22 protein-coding genes are annotated in these 17,675 nt (G+C 71.6%); 14 read left to right on the top strand and 8 right to left on the bottom strand.

Annotated features, from left to right (window positions below; translation table 11 throughout):
- Nucleotides 1-158: 158 nt before the first annotated feature.
- From ACIA8L_RS26370 to ACIA8L_RS26380, 3 genes are all read left to right on the top strand, one after another.
- Nucleotides 159-788, top strand: a complete 630-nt coding sequence (locus ACIA8L_RS26370; RefSeq protein ID WP_395908982.1) for a SigE family RNA polymerase sigma factor — start codon at nt 159-161, stop codon at nt 786-788.
- Nucleotides 718-1,932, top strand: coding sequence for a hypothetical protein (locus tag ACIA8L_RS26375; RefSeq protein ID WP_395908983.1), 1,215 nt, complete (start codon nt 718-720; stop codon nt 1,930-1,932). The genes ACIA8L_RS26370 and ACIA8L_RS26375 overlap by 71 nt, the downstream gene beginning before the upstream one ends.
- 240 nt (nt 1,933-2,172) lie before the next feature.
- A complete protein-coding gene (locus ACIA8L_RS26380) occupies nt 2,173-2,364 on the top strand; it encodes a hypothetical protein (RefSeq protein ID WP_395908985.1) in 192 nt (63 codons plus the stop codon).
- A gap of 10 nt (nt 2,365-2,374) precedes the next feature.
- On the opposite strand, the gene ACIA8L_RS26385 is transcribed toward ACIA8L_RS26380, so the two are convergent.
- The 3 genes from ACIA8L_RS26385 to ald all read right to left on the bottom strand — a co-directional run bounded on the left by ACIA8L_RS26385 (nt 2,375) and on the right by ald (nt 5,208).
- Nucleotides 2,375-2,941: a TetR family transcriptional regulator gene (locus tag ACIA8L_RS26385; RefSeq protein WP_395908986.1), complete on the bottom strand. Its 567-nt coding sequence runs from the start codon at nt 2,939-2,941 to the stop codon at nt 2,375-2,377.
- A 212-nt stretch (nt 2,942-3,153) separates the two neighbouring features.
- Nucleotides 3,154-4,086, bottom strand: a complete 933-nt coding sequence (locus tag ACIA8L_RS26390) for a site-specific tyrosine recombinase XerD (RefSeq protein WP_395908987.1) — start codon at nt 4,084-4,086, stop codon at nt 3,154-3,156.
- A 6-nt stretch (nt 4,087-4,092) separates the two neighbouring features.
- Nucleotides 4,093-5,208, bottom strand: a complete 1,116-nt coding sequence (gene ald, locus ACIA8L_RS26395; protein ID WP_395908989.1) for an alanine dehydrogenase — start codon at nt 5,206-5,208, stop codon at nt 4,093-4,095.
- Nucleotides 5,209-5,376: 168 nt separating this feature from the next.
- On the opposite strand from ald, the gene ACIA8L_RS26400 reads away from it, so the two are divergent.
- Nucleotides 5,377-6,081 (top strand): RICIN domain-containing protein, encoded by a 705-nt coding sequence (locus ACIA8L_RS26400; protein WP_395908990.1) that lies wholly within the window; start codon nt 5,377-5,379, stop codon nt 6,079-6,081.
- Here the strand turns inward: ACIA8L_RS26400 and ACIA8L_RS26405 are convergent.
- Entirely contained in the window at nt 6,078-6,437 is a 360-nt protein-coding gene (locus ACIA8L_RS26405; RefSeq protein WP_395908991.1) for a DUF4440 domain-containing protein, read from the bottom strand. The two genes, ACIA8L_RS26400 and ACIA8L_RS26405, sit on opposite strands and share 4 nt — an antisense overlap.
- Before the next feature lie 9 nt (nt 6,438-6,446).
- Nucleotides 6,447-6,923: a DUF1772 domain-containing protein gene (locus ACIA8L_RS26410; RefSeq protein ID WP_395908993.1), complete on the bottom strand. Its 477-nt coding sequence runs from the start codon at nt 6,921-6,923 to the stop codon at nt 6,447-6,449.
- An 84-nt stretch (nt 6,924-7,007) separates the two neighbouring features.
- On the opposite strand from ACIA8L_RS26410, the gene ACIA8L_RS26415 reads away from it, so the two are divergent.
- Together ACIA8L_RS26415 and ACIA8L_RS26420 are read left to right on the top strand one after the other, a co-directional pair.
- A complete protein-coding gene (locus ACIA8L_RS26415) occupies nt 7,008-7,946 on the top strand; it encodes an AraC family transcriptional regulator (RefSeq protein WP_395908994.1) in 939 nt (312 codons plus the stop codon).
- Nucleotides 7,943-8,335 carry a YchJ family protein gene (locus tag ACIA8L_RS26420; RefSeq protein WP_395908995.1) on the top strand — a complete coding sequence of 131 codons (393 nt, stop codon included), beginning with the start codon at nt 7,943-7,945 and terminating at the stop codon, nt 8,333-8,335. Before ACIA8L_RS26415 ends, ACIA8L_RS26420 begins: the two co-directional genes overlap by 4 nt.
- A 19-nt stretch (nt 8,336-8,354) precedes the next feature.
- Here ACIA8L_RS26420 and ACIA8L_RS26425 read toward each other — a convergent pair whose 3' ends face one another.
- Nucleotides 8,355-8,765, bottom strand: coding sequence for an ATP-binding protein (locus tag ACIA8L_RS26425; protein WP_395908997.1), 411 nt, complete (start codon nt 8,763-8,765; stop codon nt 8,355-8,357).
- Nucleotides 8,766-8,880: 115 nt separating this feature from the next.
- Here ACIA8L_RS26425 and arfB point away from each other — a divergent pair, with 115 nt between their 5' ends.
- The 6 genes from arfB to paaI all read left to right on the top strand — a co-directional run bounded on the left by arfB (nt 8,881) and on the right by paaI (nt 13,558).
- Nucleotides 8,881-9,306 (top strand): alternative ribosome rescue aminoacyl-tRNA hydrolase ArfB, encoded by a 426-nt coding sequence (arfB, locus tag ACIA8L_RS26430; RefSeq protein WP_395908998.1) that lies wholly within the window; start codon nt 8,881-8,883, stop codon nt 9,304-9,306.
- Nucleotides 9,307-9,319: 13 nt separating this feature from the next.
- A complete protein-coding gene (locus tag ACIA8L_RS26435; protein ID WP_395908999.1) occupies nt 9,320-10,039 on the top strand; it encodes a hypothetical protein in 720 nt (239 codons plus the stop codon).
- 5 nt (nt 10,040-10,044) lie between these two features.
- The gene (locus tag ACIA8L_RS26440) at nt 10,045-10,689 is read left to right on the top strand and encodes an epimerase (protein WP_395909000.1); all 645 of its coding nucleotides are present in this window, start codon (nt 10,045-10,047) and stop codon (nt 10,687-10,689) included.
- Nucleotides 10,690-10,803: 114 nt separating this feature from the next.
- Nucleotides 10,804-12,510 (top strand): CTP synthase, encoded by a 1,707-nt coding sequence (locus tag ACIA8L_RS26445; protein WP_395909002.1) that lies wholly within the window; start codon nt 10,804-10,806, stop codon nt 12,508-12,510.
- A complete protein-coding gene (locus ACIA8L_RS26450; RefSeq protein ID WP_395909004.1) occupies nt 12,507-13,097 on the top strand; it encodes an NUDIX domain-containing protein in 591 nt (196 codons plus the stop codon). Before ACIA8L_RS26445 ends, ACIA8L_RS26450 begins: the two co-directional genes overlap by 4 nt.
- A gap of 35 nt (nt 13,098-13,132) precedes the next feature.
- Nucleotides 13,133-13,558: a hydroxyphenylacetyl-CoA thioesterase PaaI gene (gene paaI, locus ACIA8L_RS26455; RefSeq protein ID WP_395909051.1), complete on the top strand. Its 426-nt coding sequence runs from the start codon at nt 13,133-13,135 to the stop codon at nt 13,556-13,558.
- Here the strand turns inward: paaI and ACIA8L_RS26460 are convergent.
- Together ACIA8L_RS26460 and ACIA8L_RS26465 are read right to left on the bottom strand one after the other, a co-directional pair.
- Nucleotides 13,525-14,184 (bottom strand): LuxR C-terminal-related transcriptional regulator, encoded by a 660-nt coding sequence (locus ACIA8L_RS26460; protein WP_395909006.1) that lies wholly within the window; start codon nt 14,182-14,184, stop codon nt 13,525-13,527. The genes paaI and ACIA8L_RS26460 overlap by 34 nt on opposite strands.
- A 15-nt stretch (nt 14,185-14,199) precedes the next feature.
- Nucleotides 14,200-15,402 carry an ATP-binding protein gene (locus ACIA8L_RS26465; RefSeq protein WP_395909008.1) on the bottom strand — a complete coding sequence of 401 codons (1,203 nt, stop codon included), beginning with the start codon at nt 15,400-15,402 and terminating at the stop codon, nt 14,200-14,202.
- 133 nt (nt 15,403-15,535) lie between these two features.
- Between ACIA8L_RS26465 and ACIA8L_RS26470 the strand changes: the two genes are divergently transcribed.
- Together ACIA8L_RS26470 and ACIA8L_RS26475 are read left to right on the top strand one after the other, a co-directional pair.
- Nucleotides 15,536-16,270, top strand: a complete 735-nt coding sequence (locus tag ACIA8L_RS26470; RefSeq protein ID WP_395909009.1) for an ABC transporter ATP-binding protein — start codon at nt 15,536-15,538, stop codon at nt 16,268-16,270.
- Nucleotides 16,267-17,664 (top strand): FtsX-like permease family protein, encoded by a 1,398-nt coding sequence (locus tag ACIA8L_RS26475; protein ID WP_395909011.1) that lies wholly within the window; start codon nt 16,267-16,269, stop codon nt 17,662-17,664. The genes ACIA8L_RS26470 and ACIA8L_RS26475 overlap by 4 nt, the downstream gene beginning before the upstream one ends.
- The last annotated feature ends 11 nt before the right edge of the window (nt 17,665-17,675 follow it).

Below are 17,675 nucleotides of genomic sequence, written 5' to 3' on the forward strand. Positions count from 1 at the left end.
AAGTGGGGCGCGGCGGTGCCGGACATATCGCCGTTGATCACCGAGCGCGGCGTGAAACGCCAGGAAACCGGGCAAACGGCCGACGAAAATTCCCCCGATCGTGTGCAACCCTTCCCCGGGCAGTGCCGTCTACCCCCGGACGAAGGGAGCCCGAACGGGTGAACCAAGACGACGAGGCGCACTTCCGCGAATTCGTCACCGCGCGATTCGACGGTCTGCGCTCGCTCGCCTACCTGACGTGCGGGGACTGGCACGCCGCCGAGGACGCGGTGGCCGCGTCGCTCGCGAAGTTGTACGTGCGCTGGACCAAGGTCGACACACCGCTGGCGTACGTGCGGCGGGCGATCGTGCACGCACTGGTGGACGAGTCGCGGCGGCCCTGGCGGCGTCGGGAGCGCTCGGCCGGCTATGCGCTGCCCGAGCTGCCCGGACCGGACCACGCCGATCAGGTCGACGAACGGCTCCGGATTCGCGCGGCCCTCGCTCGTATGGCACCCGGCCAGCGCGCCGTGCTGGTGCTGCGGTACTACGAGGGGCTGAGCGTTGAGGAGACCGCCGAGGTGCTCGGCCGCCAGCCGGGGACCGTCAAGAGTCAGACCGCCCGCGGGCTCACCGCGCTCCGAGCGCTGCTCGGCACGGAAGAGCTCCGCGTCTCGGACGACCTTTCGGAGGGCACTGCAAAGGGTGTCGGCCACGAGCTGGATGGGAGGGAAGGGCATGGAACGGGATCTGCGCACGCTGCTGACGTCGGTCCGGGACGACGCGCCGCCACCGCGGCTCAGCGTTGACGACATCACCGCCGCGGGCCGGCATCTGGTGCGGCGCCGCCGGCGTAACGCCCTGCTCTCCTCGGCCGGCGGTGGCGTGGTCACGGCGATCGCGGCGGTGACCGCGGCGTTCATGTTCGCGGGCGGGCCGGCGGCGCTGGGCCCGGCCGTCGACCCGAGCTCGCTGCCCAGCGCCGCCTCACCGGCCCCGACGGCGTTCGCCGCGGCGCCACCGTTCACCACGACGTACAAGGGCTATCAGACCCCGAGCTACCAGGTCAGCGACCCCGATGTGGTGACCGTCGCCTATCAGGAGTCCGCGATCAGCGGCAGCGGCCTCTTCCTCGATCCGTCGCCGGCGCAGACCGCCGCCCAGCCGTCGGTGACGAACCGCACCGGGGCCCCGGGGGCGACCCCCAGCCGGATCGCCGACCTGACCCCTGGTGGAAGCCTGGTCGTGTACCGCCCGGACGCCTTCGACCCCGCCGTGTTCGAGAAGGGCGGCGACAAGCTCCAGCTGCCCCACGGCCAGGTGGCGCTGCTCGCCTACGCCGGCAGCGGCTCCACCTCGCCGTCCGGCCCACCCCTGGCCGGCAAGGGTGCGATGGACCACGGCGAGATGGTGCCGACCCTGGCCTGGCAGTACATGGACGGGGCGTGGGCGGCGATCTACTGGTCGAGCTGGGAGGACGTACCTCCGCTCGACGACCTGATCGCGATCGCCGACGGCCTGTCACCCGCCGCGCCGCGGCCGTTCCCGGTCGCGTTCCAGACCGCGAGCCCGGTCCGGGGCTATCAGCTGGTGGCGGTGAGCAACGGCCGCGACCTGCTCGATGAGGGCGAGATCGTTTCGGCGGTGCGGCTGAGTCCCACCCCGGCCCGCCTGCCCATCATCGAGCCGTACGACTTCGACAACATCGGTGTCCTCACGCTCGCGGTCGGTCGCGGCGACGGCAACTCGAAGCTGGCCGGCCGGCTGGAATGCGAGCCGGACCGGCAGCACTGCACCAAGTTCCTGGACAGCGGCTCGGCCTACACGGTCGCGTCGACCGTGGGCCTGAAGAATCCGTCCGGTGCCCAGCTCACCCAGATCACGCTGAGCATCAAGCCGCAGAACCTGGACAACGCGGAGAGCTGGCCCCCGGCCACGAAGGTGTTCGAGTAGCGCAGCGGCACCCCGGAGAACTCGCGTGCGCGCGGGGCCGGGGTGCTGCTACCGTTGTGGCATGCGTTTCTGAGCCCATTGACGCCGCGCGTGCCGTCGCCCCACCGCTGATCCCGGTGCCGCTCGACGGCCCCCGTTGTGGGTTCTTCACCTCCCGCTTCGTGCTCTCGCGCGGCCGCAGCCTGTTCACGCGCCCCGGATCGGCGCATAGTCGCAGTCAGTCCCGCGAAGGAGACGCTCATGCCTGCCGTGAACGACGAGCCGAACGACACCACCGAGACCCCGGACGACACCGAGCCCACCAACCCGCTCGAGGCCCTCCGCCGCGCCCAGGCCAACCGCACCTACCCGGGCCACGGTGGCGCCGGCGGCCGCGGCATGGGCAAGGGCAGCAACCCGAAGGCCCCGAAGATGTACAACCGCCACAAGTAACGAGCGAAAATCAGAGGGCGGCCGTGAGGTACCGCTGCACGGTCGCCCCCACTCGCTCGACCACCTGCTCCGTCGTCATCGCCGCGACCGGCGGGATGCGCAGAATGTGCCGGCACATCGCCAGGCCGAGCATCTGCGTCGCCAGCAGCCCGGCCCGCTCCTGGGCCTCCGCCTCCCCGGCCCCGCTGAGCTTCCGCACGACCGGCACGATCTGCTGCTGGAACACGCCCCGCACCCGCTCCGCGACGGTGTCGTCGGTGGCCGCCGAGCGCAGCAGCGTCAGCAGCACATCGCCGGTCGGGTCATCCTCCCAGCGCCGCACCCAGTGCCGGACGAGCTCCGGCCCGATCCGCCCGGCCGGCAGCCCCGCGAGGTCCGGCATCCGCAGATCGATGTCGACGGCGGCCGCGAAAAGACGCTCCTTGCTGCCGTAGTACCGCATGACCATGGACGGATCGATGGAGGCATCGGCCGCGATGGCCCGAATCGTCGCCCGCTGATACCCGTCCTCGGCGAACCGGACCCGAGCGGCCCGCAGGATCGCCGCCCGCGTGGCGTCGGAGCGGCGACCAGTCATGCCGACGACGATAAGCCAACAAGCGTTGGCCTGACAAATTCAACCACGATAAATCGTGATATGTCCGATAAGTCATGGCACGGAGCTCCCGACTTATCGTGGGCAGCACGGAGTGCTCAGCTCAACATGCGCCAGGCGGCCGACGGAACGTGCGCTCGGCTCGGACGGAGTGTCCGACCGCTCGTGCGCGTGGCTGGGACCGAGTGCTCGGCTTAACGTGCGCGTGGGTGGGCCGTGGCGTACACCTCGCGTAGGCGGTCGACGGTCACCAGCGTGTACACCTGCGTAGTCGTCACTGAAGCGTGGCCCAGCAGTTCCTGCACGACCCGGATGTCGGCGCCGCCGTCGAGGAGATGGGTGGCGAACGAGTGACGCAGCGTGTGCGGTGACACTCCCGACGAGCCGTCGACCGGCAGGCCCGCGCGTTCGGCGGCCTTGCGCAGGATGGTCCAGGCACTCTGCCGCGACAGGGCGCCGCCGCGGGCGTTGAGGAATACGTTGGGCCCGCCGGTGCCGTTCGCGGCCAGTGCCGGCCGGGCCCGCACCAGGTAGGCGTCCAGGGCGGTGCGCGCGTAGCTGCCCATCGGGACGAGGCGGGTCTTGCCGCCCTTGCCGTGCAGGACCGCCATCCCGGGCCGCGCGTCCAGGTCGAGGTCGTCGACGGCCAGGCCGACGGCTTCGGAGATGCGGGCGCCGGTGCCGTACAGGAACTCCAGGAGCGCGGCGTCGCGCAGGTCGAGCGGGCCGTGCTCGGGTACTGCCAGCAGGCGCGTCACCTGGTCGACGTCCAGCGCCTTGGGCAGGCGTTTCGGCAGTGCCGGCGGTTTGACTTCGCGTGACGGGTCGGTCGGGGTGAGCCCTTCCAGGAGCGCGAAGCGATGCAGCCCTCGTACCGCACTCGCGGCGCGCGCGGCCGACGAGGCGGACAGGGGCGGGGTGTCGCCGGCCGGTGCGCGCAGGTCGGCGACGTGCGCGGCGATGTCGCGGGCGGTCACCGTGGACAGGTCGGTGATGCCCGCCGCGACCAGCCACTCGAGGTAGCGGTCGAGGTCGCGGCGGTACGAGAGCAGCGTGTTGGCGGCCAGCGCCCGCTCCACCGTGAGGTGGTCGAGGTAGGAGTCGACGGAGCGGCGCAGATCCACCATCGTGTTCTATGCCAGGACGCGGTCCAGGGCAATGTGTTCCATGCCGTGCGCCTCGGCGACCGGGCCGTAGGTCACGTGCCCGTCGTGCGTGTTGAGGCCGAGCGCCAGCGGCTGGTCCCGGCGCATCGCCTCGCGCCAGCCCCGGTTGGCCAGCTCCTGCACGTACGGCAGGGTGACGTTCGTCAGCGCGTACGTGCTGGTGTGCGGCACCGCGCCGGGCATGTTCGCCACGCAGTAGAAGATCGAGTCGTGCACCCGGTAGGTCGGCTCGTCGTGGGTCGTCGGGCGCGAGTCCTCGAAGCAGCCGCCCTGGTCGATCGAGATGTCGACCAGCACACTGCCCGGCTTCATGCGCTTGACCAGGTCGTTGCTGATGAGCTTGGGTGCCTTCGCGCCCGGGACGAGGACCGCCCCGATCACCATGTCGGCATCGAGCACGGCCTTTTCGATTTCGTACCCGTTCGACGCGATCGTCTGCAGATGTCCCTGGTAGATCGCGTCGGCCGCGCGCAGCCGGGAGATGTTCTTGTCCAGCAGGAGCACCTCGCCCTGCATGCCGATCGCGATCGCGGCCGCGCTCAGCCCGGACACGCCGGCACCGATGACGACGACCTTGGCCGCGTAGACGCCGGACACCCCGCCGAGCAGGATTCCGCGCCCGCCGCCGGCCCGCATCAGGTGGTAGGCGCCGACCTGCGGGGCCAGCCGCCCGGCGACCTCCGACATCGGGGCGAGCAGCGGCAGTGACCGGTCCGGCAGCTCGACGGTCTCGTAGGCGATGCCGGTGACCTTGCGGTCGACGAGCGCCTGCGTGCAGTCCCGGGACGCGGCCAGGTGCAGGTAGGTGAAGAGGACCTGCCCGGCGCGCATCCGGTGGTACTCCTCGGCGATGGGCTCCTTGACCTTCAGGACCAGCTCGCCCTCGCCCCAGACGTCGTCGGCGGTCGGCAGGATCGTGGCGCCGGCCTCGCGGTACTCCCGGTCGCCGATCGACGACCCCAGACCGGCCCCGGCCTCGACGAAGACCTCGTGCCCGTTCGCGGCGAGCTCGTGGACGCCGGCGGGTGTGATCGCCACGCGGTACTCGTGGTTCTTGACCTCGCGCGGAATTGCGACCTTCACGTTCGGACCCCTCTCCACTCAGCGCCCCATTACGCTGTGTGCACAAGCCGGAGTTTATGGCCCTTTTGGGAGGCCCGTCGGCAGCACAGTGTGAACACCTGCCCGGCGGGATTGACACGTTGTTCCTGTCGCACTGATCCGTTCACATGTGATCTATCCTCACAACCCATGACCGTGTATGGCGGCCCCCGCCCCGAACTCCCAGCTCCGAAGCCGGACAAGCTCCTGCTCGGCGCGGCCGGCGTGGCCCTCCTGGCGGTCATCGCGGGCATCGTCTTCGCGGTCCAGGCGTTCACGTCCGACGACCCCAAGACGACGACAGCGCCGCAGGCCCCGCTGCAACCGGCCACGGCATCATCGGCCGCTCCCCCACCGCCGCCGGCGTCGGCCGCCCCGTCGGCATCGCCGACCCCGAGCGCCACCCCGGCGAAGAAGCCGGCGATCCTGGCCGCCAAACCGACCCTGCTCCGCCCGGCCCACTCGGGCCTGTGCCTGCAGGCCAACGGCGGCAACGGCGGCAACACCACCCAGCAGGGCTGCGACGGCAACAACGCCACCGAACTGTGGGTGCCCCAGGCGATGGGCGACAGCACCGAGGTCTTCCAGTTCATCAACGCCGCCGACAACCGCTGCCTGAGCGTGAGCAACAACTCGAAGGACAACGGCGCCCAGGTCTGGATCTGGGACTGCCACGCCGACACCGGCCAACTCTGGAAACTCGTGGCCGACCAGGGCGGCTACCGCCTCCTGAACCCGAACAGCAACAAGTGCGCCAGCATCTCCGCCGGCAACCCGGCCCCCGGCACCGGCCTGGTCATCTGGGACTGCAACGGCGCCCTCGACGAACGCTGGTCCTTCCAGCCGATGGGCTAGTCCGCGAGGGTGCTGAACTGCACGCCCGCGAGCTTCCACCCGCCGGCCTGCTCGACCCACGTCTGGCTGACCCGCGAGCGCAACGCCATCTCGTGCCCCTGCCAGACGGACCGGCTCCGCTGCACATACCGCACGATGGCCGCCCCGTCATACCGGCTGACCTCGACGTCGCTGCAGTCCAGGCCGGTGTAGGCGAAGTCCGCGAACTTCCCGATCCACCCCGCCTTGTCCAGCACGAACCCCTGATCCCCGATCGACCGGAAGTCATCGGCCAGCAGCTCCTGCAGCACATCCACATCGGCCCGTAGCTCAGCGTCCGTGAAGACCTGCTGCAGCCGAGCGACATCAACACTCACCGCACCACGTTAAGCGCGCAGGAGGGCGATGGCCATGGTCAGCAAGGAGCCGGCCGAGGCGACCGTGCGAACCAGGTTCCACGTCACCCACCTGCCCTCGAAGGCGGCGCGGACGGCGGACGGGTCGGTGATGGCCGCGACCGGGCCGGCGGCATCGAGGGTGTTGTTCAGGGGGACGTTCACCGTTGCCGTGACGACGAAGGCGACGCCGTAGAGGATCGTGGCCGCGAGCAGCCAGGGCAGCGGGGCCCGGTGGCCTGATCCCAGGTGCAGCAGGGTGGTGGCTATGGCCAGGAGGAAGGCGCCCACGTAGGCCGTCAGGAACCAGCCGTTCAGGATGGCGGTGTTGATGTTCTGCATGACGTCGATGAACGTGCGGTCCTCGACGTGGTGCAGCGCCAGCATGACCGACGTGGAGTAGGCGAAGAAGACGCCGGCGGAGAGGCCGAGGAGCAGGGTTGTGGCGGCTAGCGCGACGGTTCTCATGTGTTTCAGTGAAGCGGGGTCGGCCGTGGACGCACCATGGTCGCAGCGCGCTGATGCATGTGCCGGCGTCTACGCTCTGACGGTGTGGATGCGCTGACGGCACTGCTGGACGGGCCGCGGGCCCGGGGGGCCTTTCTGCTGCGGTCGGTGCTGACGCCGCCGTGGTCGCTGCGGATTCAGGACGAGGCGGCGCTGTCCATCGCGGCCGTCGTGCGCGGGGCGGCCTACTACGTCGGGGATGACGGCGAGACGGTCGCGGCCGGGCCGGGGGACGTGATGGTGATCCGCGGGCCGGAGCCCTACACGGTGGCGGAGCCGCCCGGGACCGCGCCGCAGATCGTCATCCATCCCGGGCAGCGGTGCACGACGCCGGACGGGGTGGATCTCGCGGACGTCATGCACCTCGGCGTACGCACGTGGGGTACCCACGAAGCAGGTTTGACGCTTGTCATCACCGGCGCCTATCAACTCTCCGGCGAAGTGAGCCGGCGGCTGCTGTCGGCGCTGCCACGGGTGCTCGTCGTGGCGAAGGACGAGTGGGACACGCCGCTGCTCGGGATCCTCGCCGAGGAGATCGCCAAGGACCGGGCCGGGCAGGAGGCGGTGCTCGACCGGCTGCTGGACCTGATGCTCATCACCGCGCTGCGGACGTTTCTGGCCCGGCCGTCATCGGGGGCGCCGGCGTGGTACCGGGCCCAGGCGGACCCCCTGGTCGGGCCGTCGCTGCAGCTGCTGCACCACAACCCGGCCCACCCCTGGACGGTGGCCGAGCTCGCGACGAAGGCCGGGGTGTCCCGGGCGCTGCTGGCGCGGCGGTTCGCGGAGCTCGTGGGTGAGCCGCCGATGGCGTACCTGGCCGGGTGGCGGCTCGCGCTCGCCGCCGACCTGCTCCTCGAACCGGAGGCGACGCTGGCCGCAGTGGCCCGGAAGGTGGGTTACGGCAGCGCGTTCGCGCTCAGTGCGGCGTTCAAGCGTGTCCGCGGGATGTCACCGCAGGCACATCGGGAACAATATTCGACATGAACAGCGGCGGCATTGGTACCGGCACGTGTCCCTGCGGCCTCGGCGAGTCGTACGACGACTGCTGCGGCCAGTACCACCGTGGCGCCGAGCCCCCGAGCGCGGAGCTGCTGATGCGGGCCCGCTACAGCGCGTACGTCGTCGGCGACCGCCGGTTTCTGCTGCGGACCTGGCACGACAAGACCAAGCCGCGGGCCCTGACCCTGGAGCACGACCAGAACTGGCAGGGGTTGACCATCCTCGCGCGGGAGGGCGGCGGGCTGTTCGACACCGAGGGCATCGTCGAGTTTCAGGCCCGGTACGTCACCGACGGCCGCTCGGGCCGGATGCACGACAAGAGCCGGTTCCTGAAGGTCGGCGGGGCCTGGCGTTACGTCGACGAAGTCGACTGACCGGGCGCTGTCCGCCGGCCTAGTCCTCGACGGCCGACTCCAGCCGCACGATTGTTCCGGCCTCGCCGGTGGTCACGGTGACCTCGTCGACCAGGTGGCGGGCCAGCCACAGGCCGCGCCCGCTGACCGCGCTGCTCGGCGGGAGCGCGGCCTCGCCGTCGAGGCGCTCCACCGGGATGCCCGCGCCCTTGTCGACGACCTCGCAGACCAGCAGGCCGTCGGCGAGCCACATCCGCAGCGTGCCGCCGCCGCCGGCGTGGCGGACGGCGTTGGTGACGATCTCGTTGACCGCGAGCACGAAGTCCTCGTGCCGCTGCCCGGTCAGCCCGGCCGCGGTGGCGCCGTGGCTCACGGCGTGGCGGACGGGCGTGATGAGGGCGACGTCGAAGTCCTCGACCAGCAGCGCCGTCGTCTGAACGGCTTCAGCCACGGTGTCACCTTTCCGCTGCGCCTCGCATCGCCGAGCGTATACCCAGCCGCGACCGGCCCGGCGCCAAGTCACCCTGCGGTGCAACATGCATTCCGTGCCCCGCATGCTAGGGGCCATGGACGACGACCTGCGGGTGACCGATGACATCGCCCTGCCGCGGGCCGAGCTGAGCTGGCGCTTCAGCCGCTCCGGCGGGCCCGGCGGGCAGTCGGTGAACACCTCCGACTCGCGGGTCGAACTCCGCTTCGACCTGCTCGCGACGGCCGCGCTGCCGGAGCCGCTGAAGGACCGCGCTCGGCAGCGGCTGGAGGGCCGTCTCGTCGACGGGGTGCTCTCGATCACCGCCTCCGAGCACCGCTCGCAGCTGCAGAACCGGCGCGCGGCGGAGATGCGGCTGGTCGAGGTGGTCGCGGCCGCGATCGCCCCGCCGCCCAGACCGCGCAAACGGACAAAGCCCTCAAAGGGTGCCGTCGAACGCCGTCTGGAGTCGAAGCGTCACACCGCGCGCCGCAAGCAGCAACGACGACGCCCGGAAGAATGACAAAATTTCCGACATGTCGTATAAATCGCTCGCACTCCTCACGGCGCTCCTCCTGGCGGCGTGCGGAGGCGGCGACGAAACGCCACCGGCCGCTCTGACCAGCGAAACCCCCGGCCACCCACCCGAGACCGGCGCGTATCCGGGGACACCGTCGGAAACCCCCGTCCCGGCCGTGACCAGCGGCCAGACCGTGGAGCTGACCGGCTGGGAGGTCACCGTCTACTACACGGCGGTCGAAAAGCTGCACACCGACAAAGCGCAAGAGGTCAGCGGCTGCCCCACCATCGACTGCGGCAAGAACCGCAACCAGCAGAAACTCGGGAGCTTCCCGGCCTCGTTCGTCAAGGCGGTCAAGGACGAGGGCACGGGCAGAACCAGCGACGGCCGGTACCTCAACTGGTCCTACGACACCGGCTACTGGATGGACACCGCACCCCGGGACACCGACGGCCGCCCCCTGCGCCCCTGGATCTCCGCCGCCGCCGACGCCGGCGTGCTCAAGGCCGGCAGCCGGTTCACGGTCCAGCGCTGCGGCACGGCCGAGGTGACGGCCGACGTGTGCGCGAAGCTCAAGGCCCCCACCTGGACGATCGTCGACGAGTTCACACCTGGGCTCGGCGGGAACAAGCACGTCGACGTGTACATCGGCGAGGAGACCGAACCGGACTTCACCGACTCGGACCTGTACACGACCCTGGAGAACGCCACCCTCAGCGCGATCCGGGCACAATGACACCCATGAAGGTGATCGTCTTCGGCGCTACGGGCATGGTGGGCATGGGGGTACTGCGTGAGTGCCTGCTGGCCCCCGACGTCTCCGAGGTCCTGGTCGTGACCCGGACCCCGACCGGCGTCGCCGACCCCAAGCTGCGCGAGCTCATCCACCGGGACTTCAGCGATTTCGGCGACGTCGACTTCAGTCAGTACCACAGCTGCTTCTTCTGTCTCGGCGTTTCTTCCGTCGGGATGAACGAGGCCGACTACACCCGGATCACCTACGACTACACCATGGCGGCCGCGCGTCGGATCGCCGAGCAGAGCCCGGGAGCCGTGTTCGTCTACGTCTCCGGCGCCGGGACCAACCGCGACGGGCGGCAGATGTGGCAGCGGGTCAAGGGCCGCACCGAGGACGACGTGGCCGCGCTCGACCTGCACGGGTACGCCTTCCGCCCCGGGTTCATCCAGCCGCAGCACGGAGCGCGGTCCAAAGTCCGGACGTTCCGGGTGCTCTACACCCTGCTGACGCCGGTGTCCGCGCTGCTCGTTCGGCTCGCCCCCGGCATCGCCACCAGCACCTCCCAGCTGGGCAAAGCCATGCTCGTCGTGGCCCGCACGAGGCCCGAGAGGCGCACCTGGGAAAGTCGCGACATCGCTACTGCGTGACATGTGACGTGTGTGACCCGCGGTGCGTCTTCTCCACCCCCGTTTACCTGGTGTTAGGCTGGATTCCCGTGGATCGCTGACTCGGCAGCGTGACAGACCCCACGGGAGCAGGCTTTGTCCTCATCAGCACGGACCGGTGCCAGCCGGCAGGCTAAGCACATCTTCGTCACCGGGGGCGTCGCCTCCTCGCTCGGCAAGGGCCTCACCGGCTCCAGCCTGGGCAGTCTCCTCGCCGCGCGCGGGCTACGGGTCGTCATGCAGAAGCTCGACCCCTACCTGAACGTCGACCCCGGCACCATGAACCCGTTCCAGCACGGTGAAGTGTTCGTCACCGAAGACGGAGCCGAGACCGACCTGGACATCGGGCACTACGAGCGGTTCCTCGACCAGGACCTGTCCCGCAAGGCCAACGTGACGACGGGTCAGATCTACTCGACCGTCATCGCCAAGGAGCGGCGCGGCGAGTACCTCGGCGACACCGTCCAGGTCATCCCCCACATCACCAACGAGATCAAGGCCCGCATCCGGGCGATGTCCGAGCCGGACGGCGACGACGCCGCCCCGGACGTGGTCATCACCGAGGTCGGCGGGACCGTCGGCGACATCGAGTCGCTGCCCTTCCTCGAGGCCATCCGGCAGGTCCGCCACGACATCGGCCGGGACAACTGCTTCTTCCTGCACGTTTCCCTGGTGCCCTACCTGGCCCCCAGCGGCGAGCTCAAGACCAAACCCACCCAGCACTCGGTCGCCGCCCTGCGCAGCATCGGCATCCAGCCCGACGCGCTGGTGTGCCGGTCCGACCGGGAGATCCCCGAAAAGACCAAGAACAAGCTGGCTTTGTACTGTGATGTGGACGCGGAAGCCGTCGTGTCCGCGCCCGACGCCCCGTCCATCTACGACATCCCCCGTGTGCTGCACGAGGAGGGCCTGGACGCCTACGTCGTGCGCCGTCTCGGCCTGTCGTTCCGCGATGTGGCCTGGAAGAAGTGGGACGACCTCCTCGACCGGGTGCACCACCCGCGGCAGACGGTCACCGTCGCGATCGTCGGCAAGTACGTCGACCTGCCCGACGCGTACCTCTCGGTCACCGAGGCCGTCCGCGCCGCCGGCTTCGCCCACCGCGCCCGGGTCGAGATCCGCTGGGTCCCGAGCGACGCCTGCACCACCCCCGCCGGCGCGGCCCAGGCCCTGTCCGGCGTCGACGGCGTCGTCATCCCCGGCGGCTTCGGCGTGCGCGGCATCGAGGGCAAGATCGGCGCGGCCCAGCACACCCGCGAGCGCGGCATCCCGACCCTCGGCCTGTGCCTGGGCCTGCAGTGCATGACCATCGAGGTCCTGCGCCACGTCGCCGGCATCGCCGGGGCCAACTCGCTCGAGTTCGACGCCGAGGCCGGCGAGCCGGTCATCTCGACGATGGCCGACCAGCACGACATCGTGGCCGGCAAGGGCGACCTCGGCGGCACCATGCGGCTCGGGGCCTACCCGGCCGTACTGGTCCCCGGCACCCTCACCGCCGACGCCTACGGCAGCACCGAGGTCTCCGAGCGCCACCGCCACCGCTACGAGGTCAACAACGCCTACCGCGACGCGATGACCGCCGCCGGCCTGCGGATCTCCGGCACCTCCCCGGACGGCCGCCTGGTCGAGTTCGTCGAGCTCGACCGCGACCAGCACCCGTTCTTCGTCGCCACCCAGGCCCACCCGGAGCTCAAGAGCCGCCCGACCCGCGCACACCCGCTGTTCGCGGCGTTCGTCGGGGCCGCGGTCACCTACAACGCCGCCGACCGCCTTCCCGTCGAATTGGAAACGGTGGACGCATGACGAACACGTACGAGGTGCGCTCGCACACCGAGCGGTTACGCAACCGGGTCTTCTCCATCGTCACCGACGCCGTGGAGATGCCCGGCGGCGATGTGGTGGACCGCGACTACATGGTGCACATCGGCGCCGTCGGCGTGGTCGCCCTGGACGGCGACGGCAAGGTCGCGCTGATCCGCCAGTACCGCCCGGCCGTCCGCCAGGTTCTGTGGGAACTGCCGGCCGGCCTCATCGACGTGCCCGGCGAGCCCCTGGTCGACGCGGCCGCCCGCGAACTGGCCGAGGAGGCCGACCTGGTTGCGGCCCGCTGGGACCTCCTCGCCGAGGTCCACACCTCGCCCGGCTGCTCCAACGAGAAGATCCGCCTCTTCCTGGCCCGCGAGATCGCCCCGAAGCCGGCGAGCGACACCTACGAGCGCGCCCACGAGGAGGCCGACCTGGAGGTCCACTGGGTCGACCTGGACGCGGCCGTGGCGATGGCCCTGAGCGGCGAGATCACCAACGCCGCCTGCGTCATCGGGGTCCTGGCCGCCGCCCAGGCAAAGGCCCGCGACTGGGCCACCCTCCGCCCGGCGGCCGACGCGCGGTGACGCCGCAGGAACTGGCCGAGGCGTGTGCGGCCGCGATGTACGCGACCGACACCGCCTCCCAGTCCCTGGGCATCACCATCAGCGCCGTCGCCCCCGGCCGCGCCACCGCCACGATGACGGTGACCGCGGCCATGCTCAACGGCCACGCGATCGGCCACGGCGGCTACGTCTTCCTCCTGGCCGACACCGCGTTCGCGTTCGCGTGCAACACGTACGACCGGGTCACCGTCGCCGCCGGCGCCGACGTGTCGTTCCTGGAGCCGGCCCGCGCGGGCGACGAACTGACGGCCACGGCGGTGGAACGCAGCCGCCGCGGCCGCTCAGGCCTCTACGACGTCACCGTCCACCGCACCGCCGACGCCACCGTCCTGGCCGAGTTCCGCGGCCGCTCCCGCAGCTCCGACCGCCCCATCCTGGGCGAGCACGGTCAGGACGGGTCGGGGGCGGTGGAGCGCAGGTAGGTGAGGACGGCCAGGACCCGGCGGTTGCCGTCCTCGGGCTGGACGCCGAGCTTCGCGAAGATGTTGCCGATGTGTTTGACCACGGCGCCGTCCGAGACGTGGAGGGCCTCCGCGATCTGCTGGTTGGTGTCGCCGGCGGCCATCCGGGCCAGGACCTCGCGCTCGCGGGTGCTCAAGACGGCCAGGGTGCCGGGGCGGCCGGTGTCGATGGAGCGCTGGATCACCTTCGGGTCGATCACGACCCCGCCGGCGGCTACGAGCTCCAGGGAGTGCATGAAGTCGGCGACCCGGCCGACGCGGTCCTTGAGCAGGTAGCCGACGCCGCCGGGGGCCGGTTCCCGCAGCAGGCGGGTGGCGTAGGAGTCGCCGAGGAACTGCGAGAGCATCAGGATGCCGGTGGCCGGGTGGCTCGCGCGGATCGCCTGCGCGGCGCGGAAGCCGTCGTCGGTGTTGTCGGGCGGCATGCGGATGTCGGTGATGACCACGTCGGGGGTGAGCGCGGCGGCGGCGCGGCGGAGCTCATCGGCGTCGGCGACGGCCGCGGTGACCTCGTGGCCGAACCGCTCGACCAGCGCGGTCAGGCCTTCCCGCATCAGCGCCGTGTCCTCGGCGATCACCACTCGCATGCCGCCCATTGTGGATCACGGGGTGACCTCGACGCTGACCGTGGTCGGGCCGCCCACCGGGCTGTCGACGGTCAGCTCGCCGCCGAGCAGTGTGGCCCGTTCCCGCATGCCGATGATTCCGGTACCGCGGCCCGCGTCCACTCCCCCGCGACCGTCGTCGGTGACCGTCATCCTGAGCCGGTCCCCGGTCATCGTCAGGCGCAGGTCGAGCCGGGTCGCCGCGGCGTGCTTGAGCGCGTTGGTCACGGCCTCGCTGGCGATGAAGTACAGCGACGACTCCACCGCGGCCGGGAGCCGTCCGATCCCGGCCGCGTCGACCGTCACCGGGATCGGGAGGCGGGCGGCCAGTTCGTGCAGGGCCACGGCGAGCCCGTCCTCGATGAGGGTCCGCGGGCGGATGCCGTGCACGGTGTCGCGCAGGGCGTCGAGGGCCAGCTCGGCCTCGGTGCGGGCGGCGTCGAGGCCGGCCAGGGCCGACTCCAGGGCGGCGCCCGGTGGCAGGGCCGCGCGCAGGTCGAGCTCGAGCAGGCCGAGGCGGAGGCTGACGACGCCGAGGTGGCGCTGGGCACCGTCGTGCAGGTCGCGTTCGATGCGCTGCCGCTCCCGCTCGAACCGGTCGAGTTCGGCGATCCGGGCCCGGGCCAGGTTCACGACCTGCGTCTGCAGCTCCTCCAGGCGCGGCGACAGCAGGGTCGTGGCCAGGGCCGCCTGGGCGCAGGCCAGCAGCACCCAGCCGTAGGCCAGGGCGACCAGCGCGGCCAGGCCCAGCAGCGTCACCGCGGCGGCGCCGGGGTAGCCGGTCACCACGAACCCGTCGGTGATGCGCGCCGGGCGGCCGGACCCGGCCAGCAGCGGCGTGACGATCGCGGTGAAGGCCGCCGAGAACGCGAGGACCAGCAGGACCAGGGCCAGGACGCCGGGGATGGTCTGCGCGAGCGCGAAGCCGATCTCGCGCCAGAGCAGCGGCGACCACAGCCCTCGCCGCCGGGGGCCCTGCGGGATTCGCGGGGCTCCGACCAGTACCACCAGACGCCGTTCCAAAGCGGCCAGGATCGTCGCCCAGGCCGGGAAGGTGAGCAGCAGCGGCAGGAAGACCAGGCTGACCCAGACCACCACGGCGCTGACGCACGTGTACAGCAGGCAGGTCCAGGGCCACCGGCTGCGCACGAACCGCAGCGGCGAACCCCGGACGGCCGACCAGGCGCGGACGGAGGACATGGGCGCCAACGCTACGGGCCGTGGACCGGCGGCGACATGGCGGAACCGGGGGTACCGAGGTGGGGTTTTCCCTACGCGGGACGGCGGTCGGCCGTAGTGCCCGCCGACCCCCGCCGCCGGTGGGATGGAACCCATGACAACACCGGCGATTCACGTCGAGGCATTGGCCAAGACGTTCGGCACCGTTCCCGTCCTGCGGGGCATCACGGCCGCGATCCCGGCGGGCGCGATGACCGCGATCGTCGGGCCCAGCGGCTGCGGCAAGTCGACCATGCTGTTCTGCCTGGCCGGGCTGGAGCGGCCGACGGACGGCCGGGTCACGGTGCTCGGCCACGACCTGTCCCGGCTGCGGGCGCGGGCGGTGGCCCGGCTGTACCGGGACCGGATCGGCTTCGTCTTCCAGACCTACAACCTGATCCCGTCGCTGTCGGCCCGGGAGAACGTGGTGCTGCCCCGCCGGCTGGCCGGGGGCCGGGTCGACCTCGCGGCCGCCGACGCCCTCCTGGCCGAGATGGGCCTGCGGGGCCGGGAGCGCACCGGCGCGGCCCTGCTGTCCAGCGGTGAGCAGCAGCGGGTCGCGCTGGCCCGGGTCCTCGCCACGAACGCCGGCCTGGTCTTCGCCGACGAGCCGACCGGCGCCCTCGACACACACACCGCGGCGGTCGTCCTGGCCCGGCTGCGGGCCCTGGCCGACGGGTCGCGGACGGTGGTCATGGTCACCCACGACCTCGACGCGGCCAGCCTCGCCGACCACGTCCTGGTCATGCGCGACGGCCTGCTGTCGGCCACCCTCACCGGCCCCAGCGCCGAGGAGATCCGCCGGGCGATGGCCCCCGCCGGCGCGCCGCTCGTGCGGGGTGCGAAGTGATCCGCCTCGCCGTCGCCGAACTGCGGGCCGACTGGCGGCTCTGGATCGGCCCGCTCATGGTCACCACCATCGCCGCCGCCCTCATCGCGGTCGCGGCCGGGCACTGGTGGGCCGTCGACACGCCCGCGGTGGCCGCGGCGGCCGCCCGGGCCGGCACGACGGTCGCCGAGGTCCGCGCGGCCGCCTACATCCTCTACGTGTGCACCGCGCTCGCGGCCGTGGTCGTGCTCGGCACCGTCAGCTCGGCCACCATCGACGCGATGCGGGTCCGGATCGCCCGCTGGCGGCTCACCGGCGCCCAGCCGCTGCAGGTCGGCCTGGTCATCCTGCTGCACGTCGCCGCGATCGGCGTGGCCGGCACCGCGGCCGGGTTCGGCATCGCCCTGGCCGCGACCGAGCCGGTGGTCAACCTCCTGGTCGCGACCGTCACCGGCGCGGGGACGCACGTGGACGCGACGCCCGGGCCGCCGGTCCTCGCGTTCACCCTGGCGCTGACCGTCGCCGTCTGCGTCGCCGGGGCCGTCGGACCGGCCCGGCGAGCGGCCCGGGTCCCGGCCGTGGAGGCGGTCCGGGCGCCCGCACCGACCCGGCACGGGATGTCGGCCGGCCGCTGGGTCCTCACCGGCCTGGGCGTGCTCGCCATCGGCGGGATGGTCGCGGCGTCCATCGGGGTCAACGGCGCGATGCGCGGCGACCCCGAACTGATCAACGCCGGGGCCAGCATCGCCGTCAACCTGGGCGTGGCCGTCGCCGTCACGATCGCGCTGGCCGCACCGGCCGGGCTGGCGCTGATGATCCGGCTGTGGAGCGCACTCGTGCCGCCCCGCGTGTCGACGGCGTGGTTCCTGGCCCGCCACTCGGCCGCACACCGGATCACCCACAGCACCGCCGCGGTCGTCCCACTCATGATCGGCGCCAGCCTGTACGGGATCATGTTCGGCATCGCCGGTACGTTCCAGGCCTCGATCACCGCCAGCGGCTCCCCCGGCGAGATCAACACCTTCGACACCTACCTGATGCTGACGCCGCTGGCGCTGCTCACGGCGGTCGGCAGCGTGGCCGTCGTGCTGCTCAACGCGCCCGCGCGGCGGCGGGAGTTCGCGGTCCTGCGAGCCGCGGGTGCGACACCGCGGAACATGCTGCTCATGGCCGGCTACGAGGCGGTGCTGTACGCGCTGACCGCCCTCATCCTGGCGACGTTCAGCGCGGTCGCCGCGGTCCTGGCGATCGCCGGCTCCCTGCGGGCCGCCGGGATGCCGTTCACACCGACCGTCGACGCCCGCCAGGCCCTGGTCCTGTGCGGCGCGACCCTGGTCGCGATGACGATCGCCATCACGATCCCGGCGATCGCCGCGGTCCGGGGTGGCGCGCGCGAGGCCCTGGCTCCCCAGTAGGTACCCGGGTC

Source organism: Dactylosporangium sp. NPDC051541, assembly GCF_044454505.1.
Taxonomy (GTDB): domain Bacteria; phylum Actinomycetota; class Actinomycetes; order Mycobacteriales; family Micromonosporaceae; genus Dactylosporangium.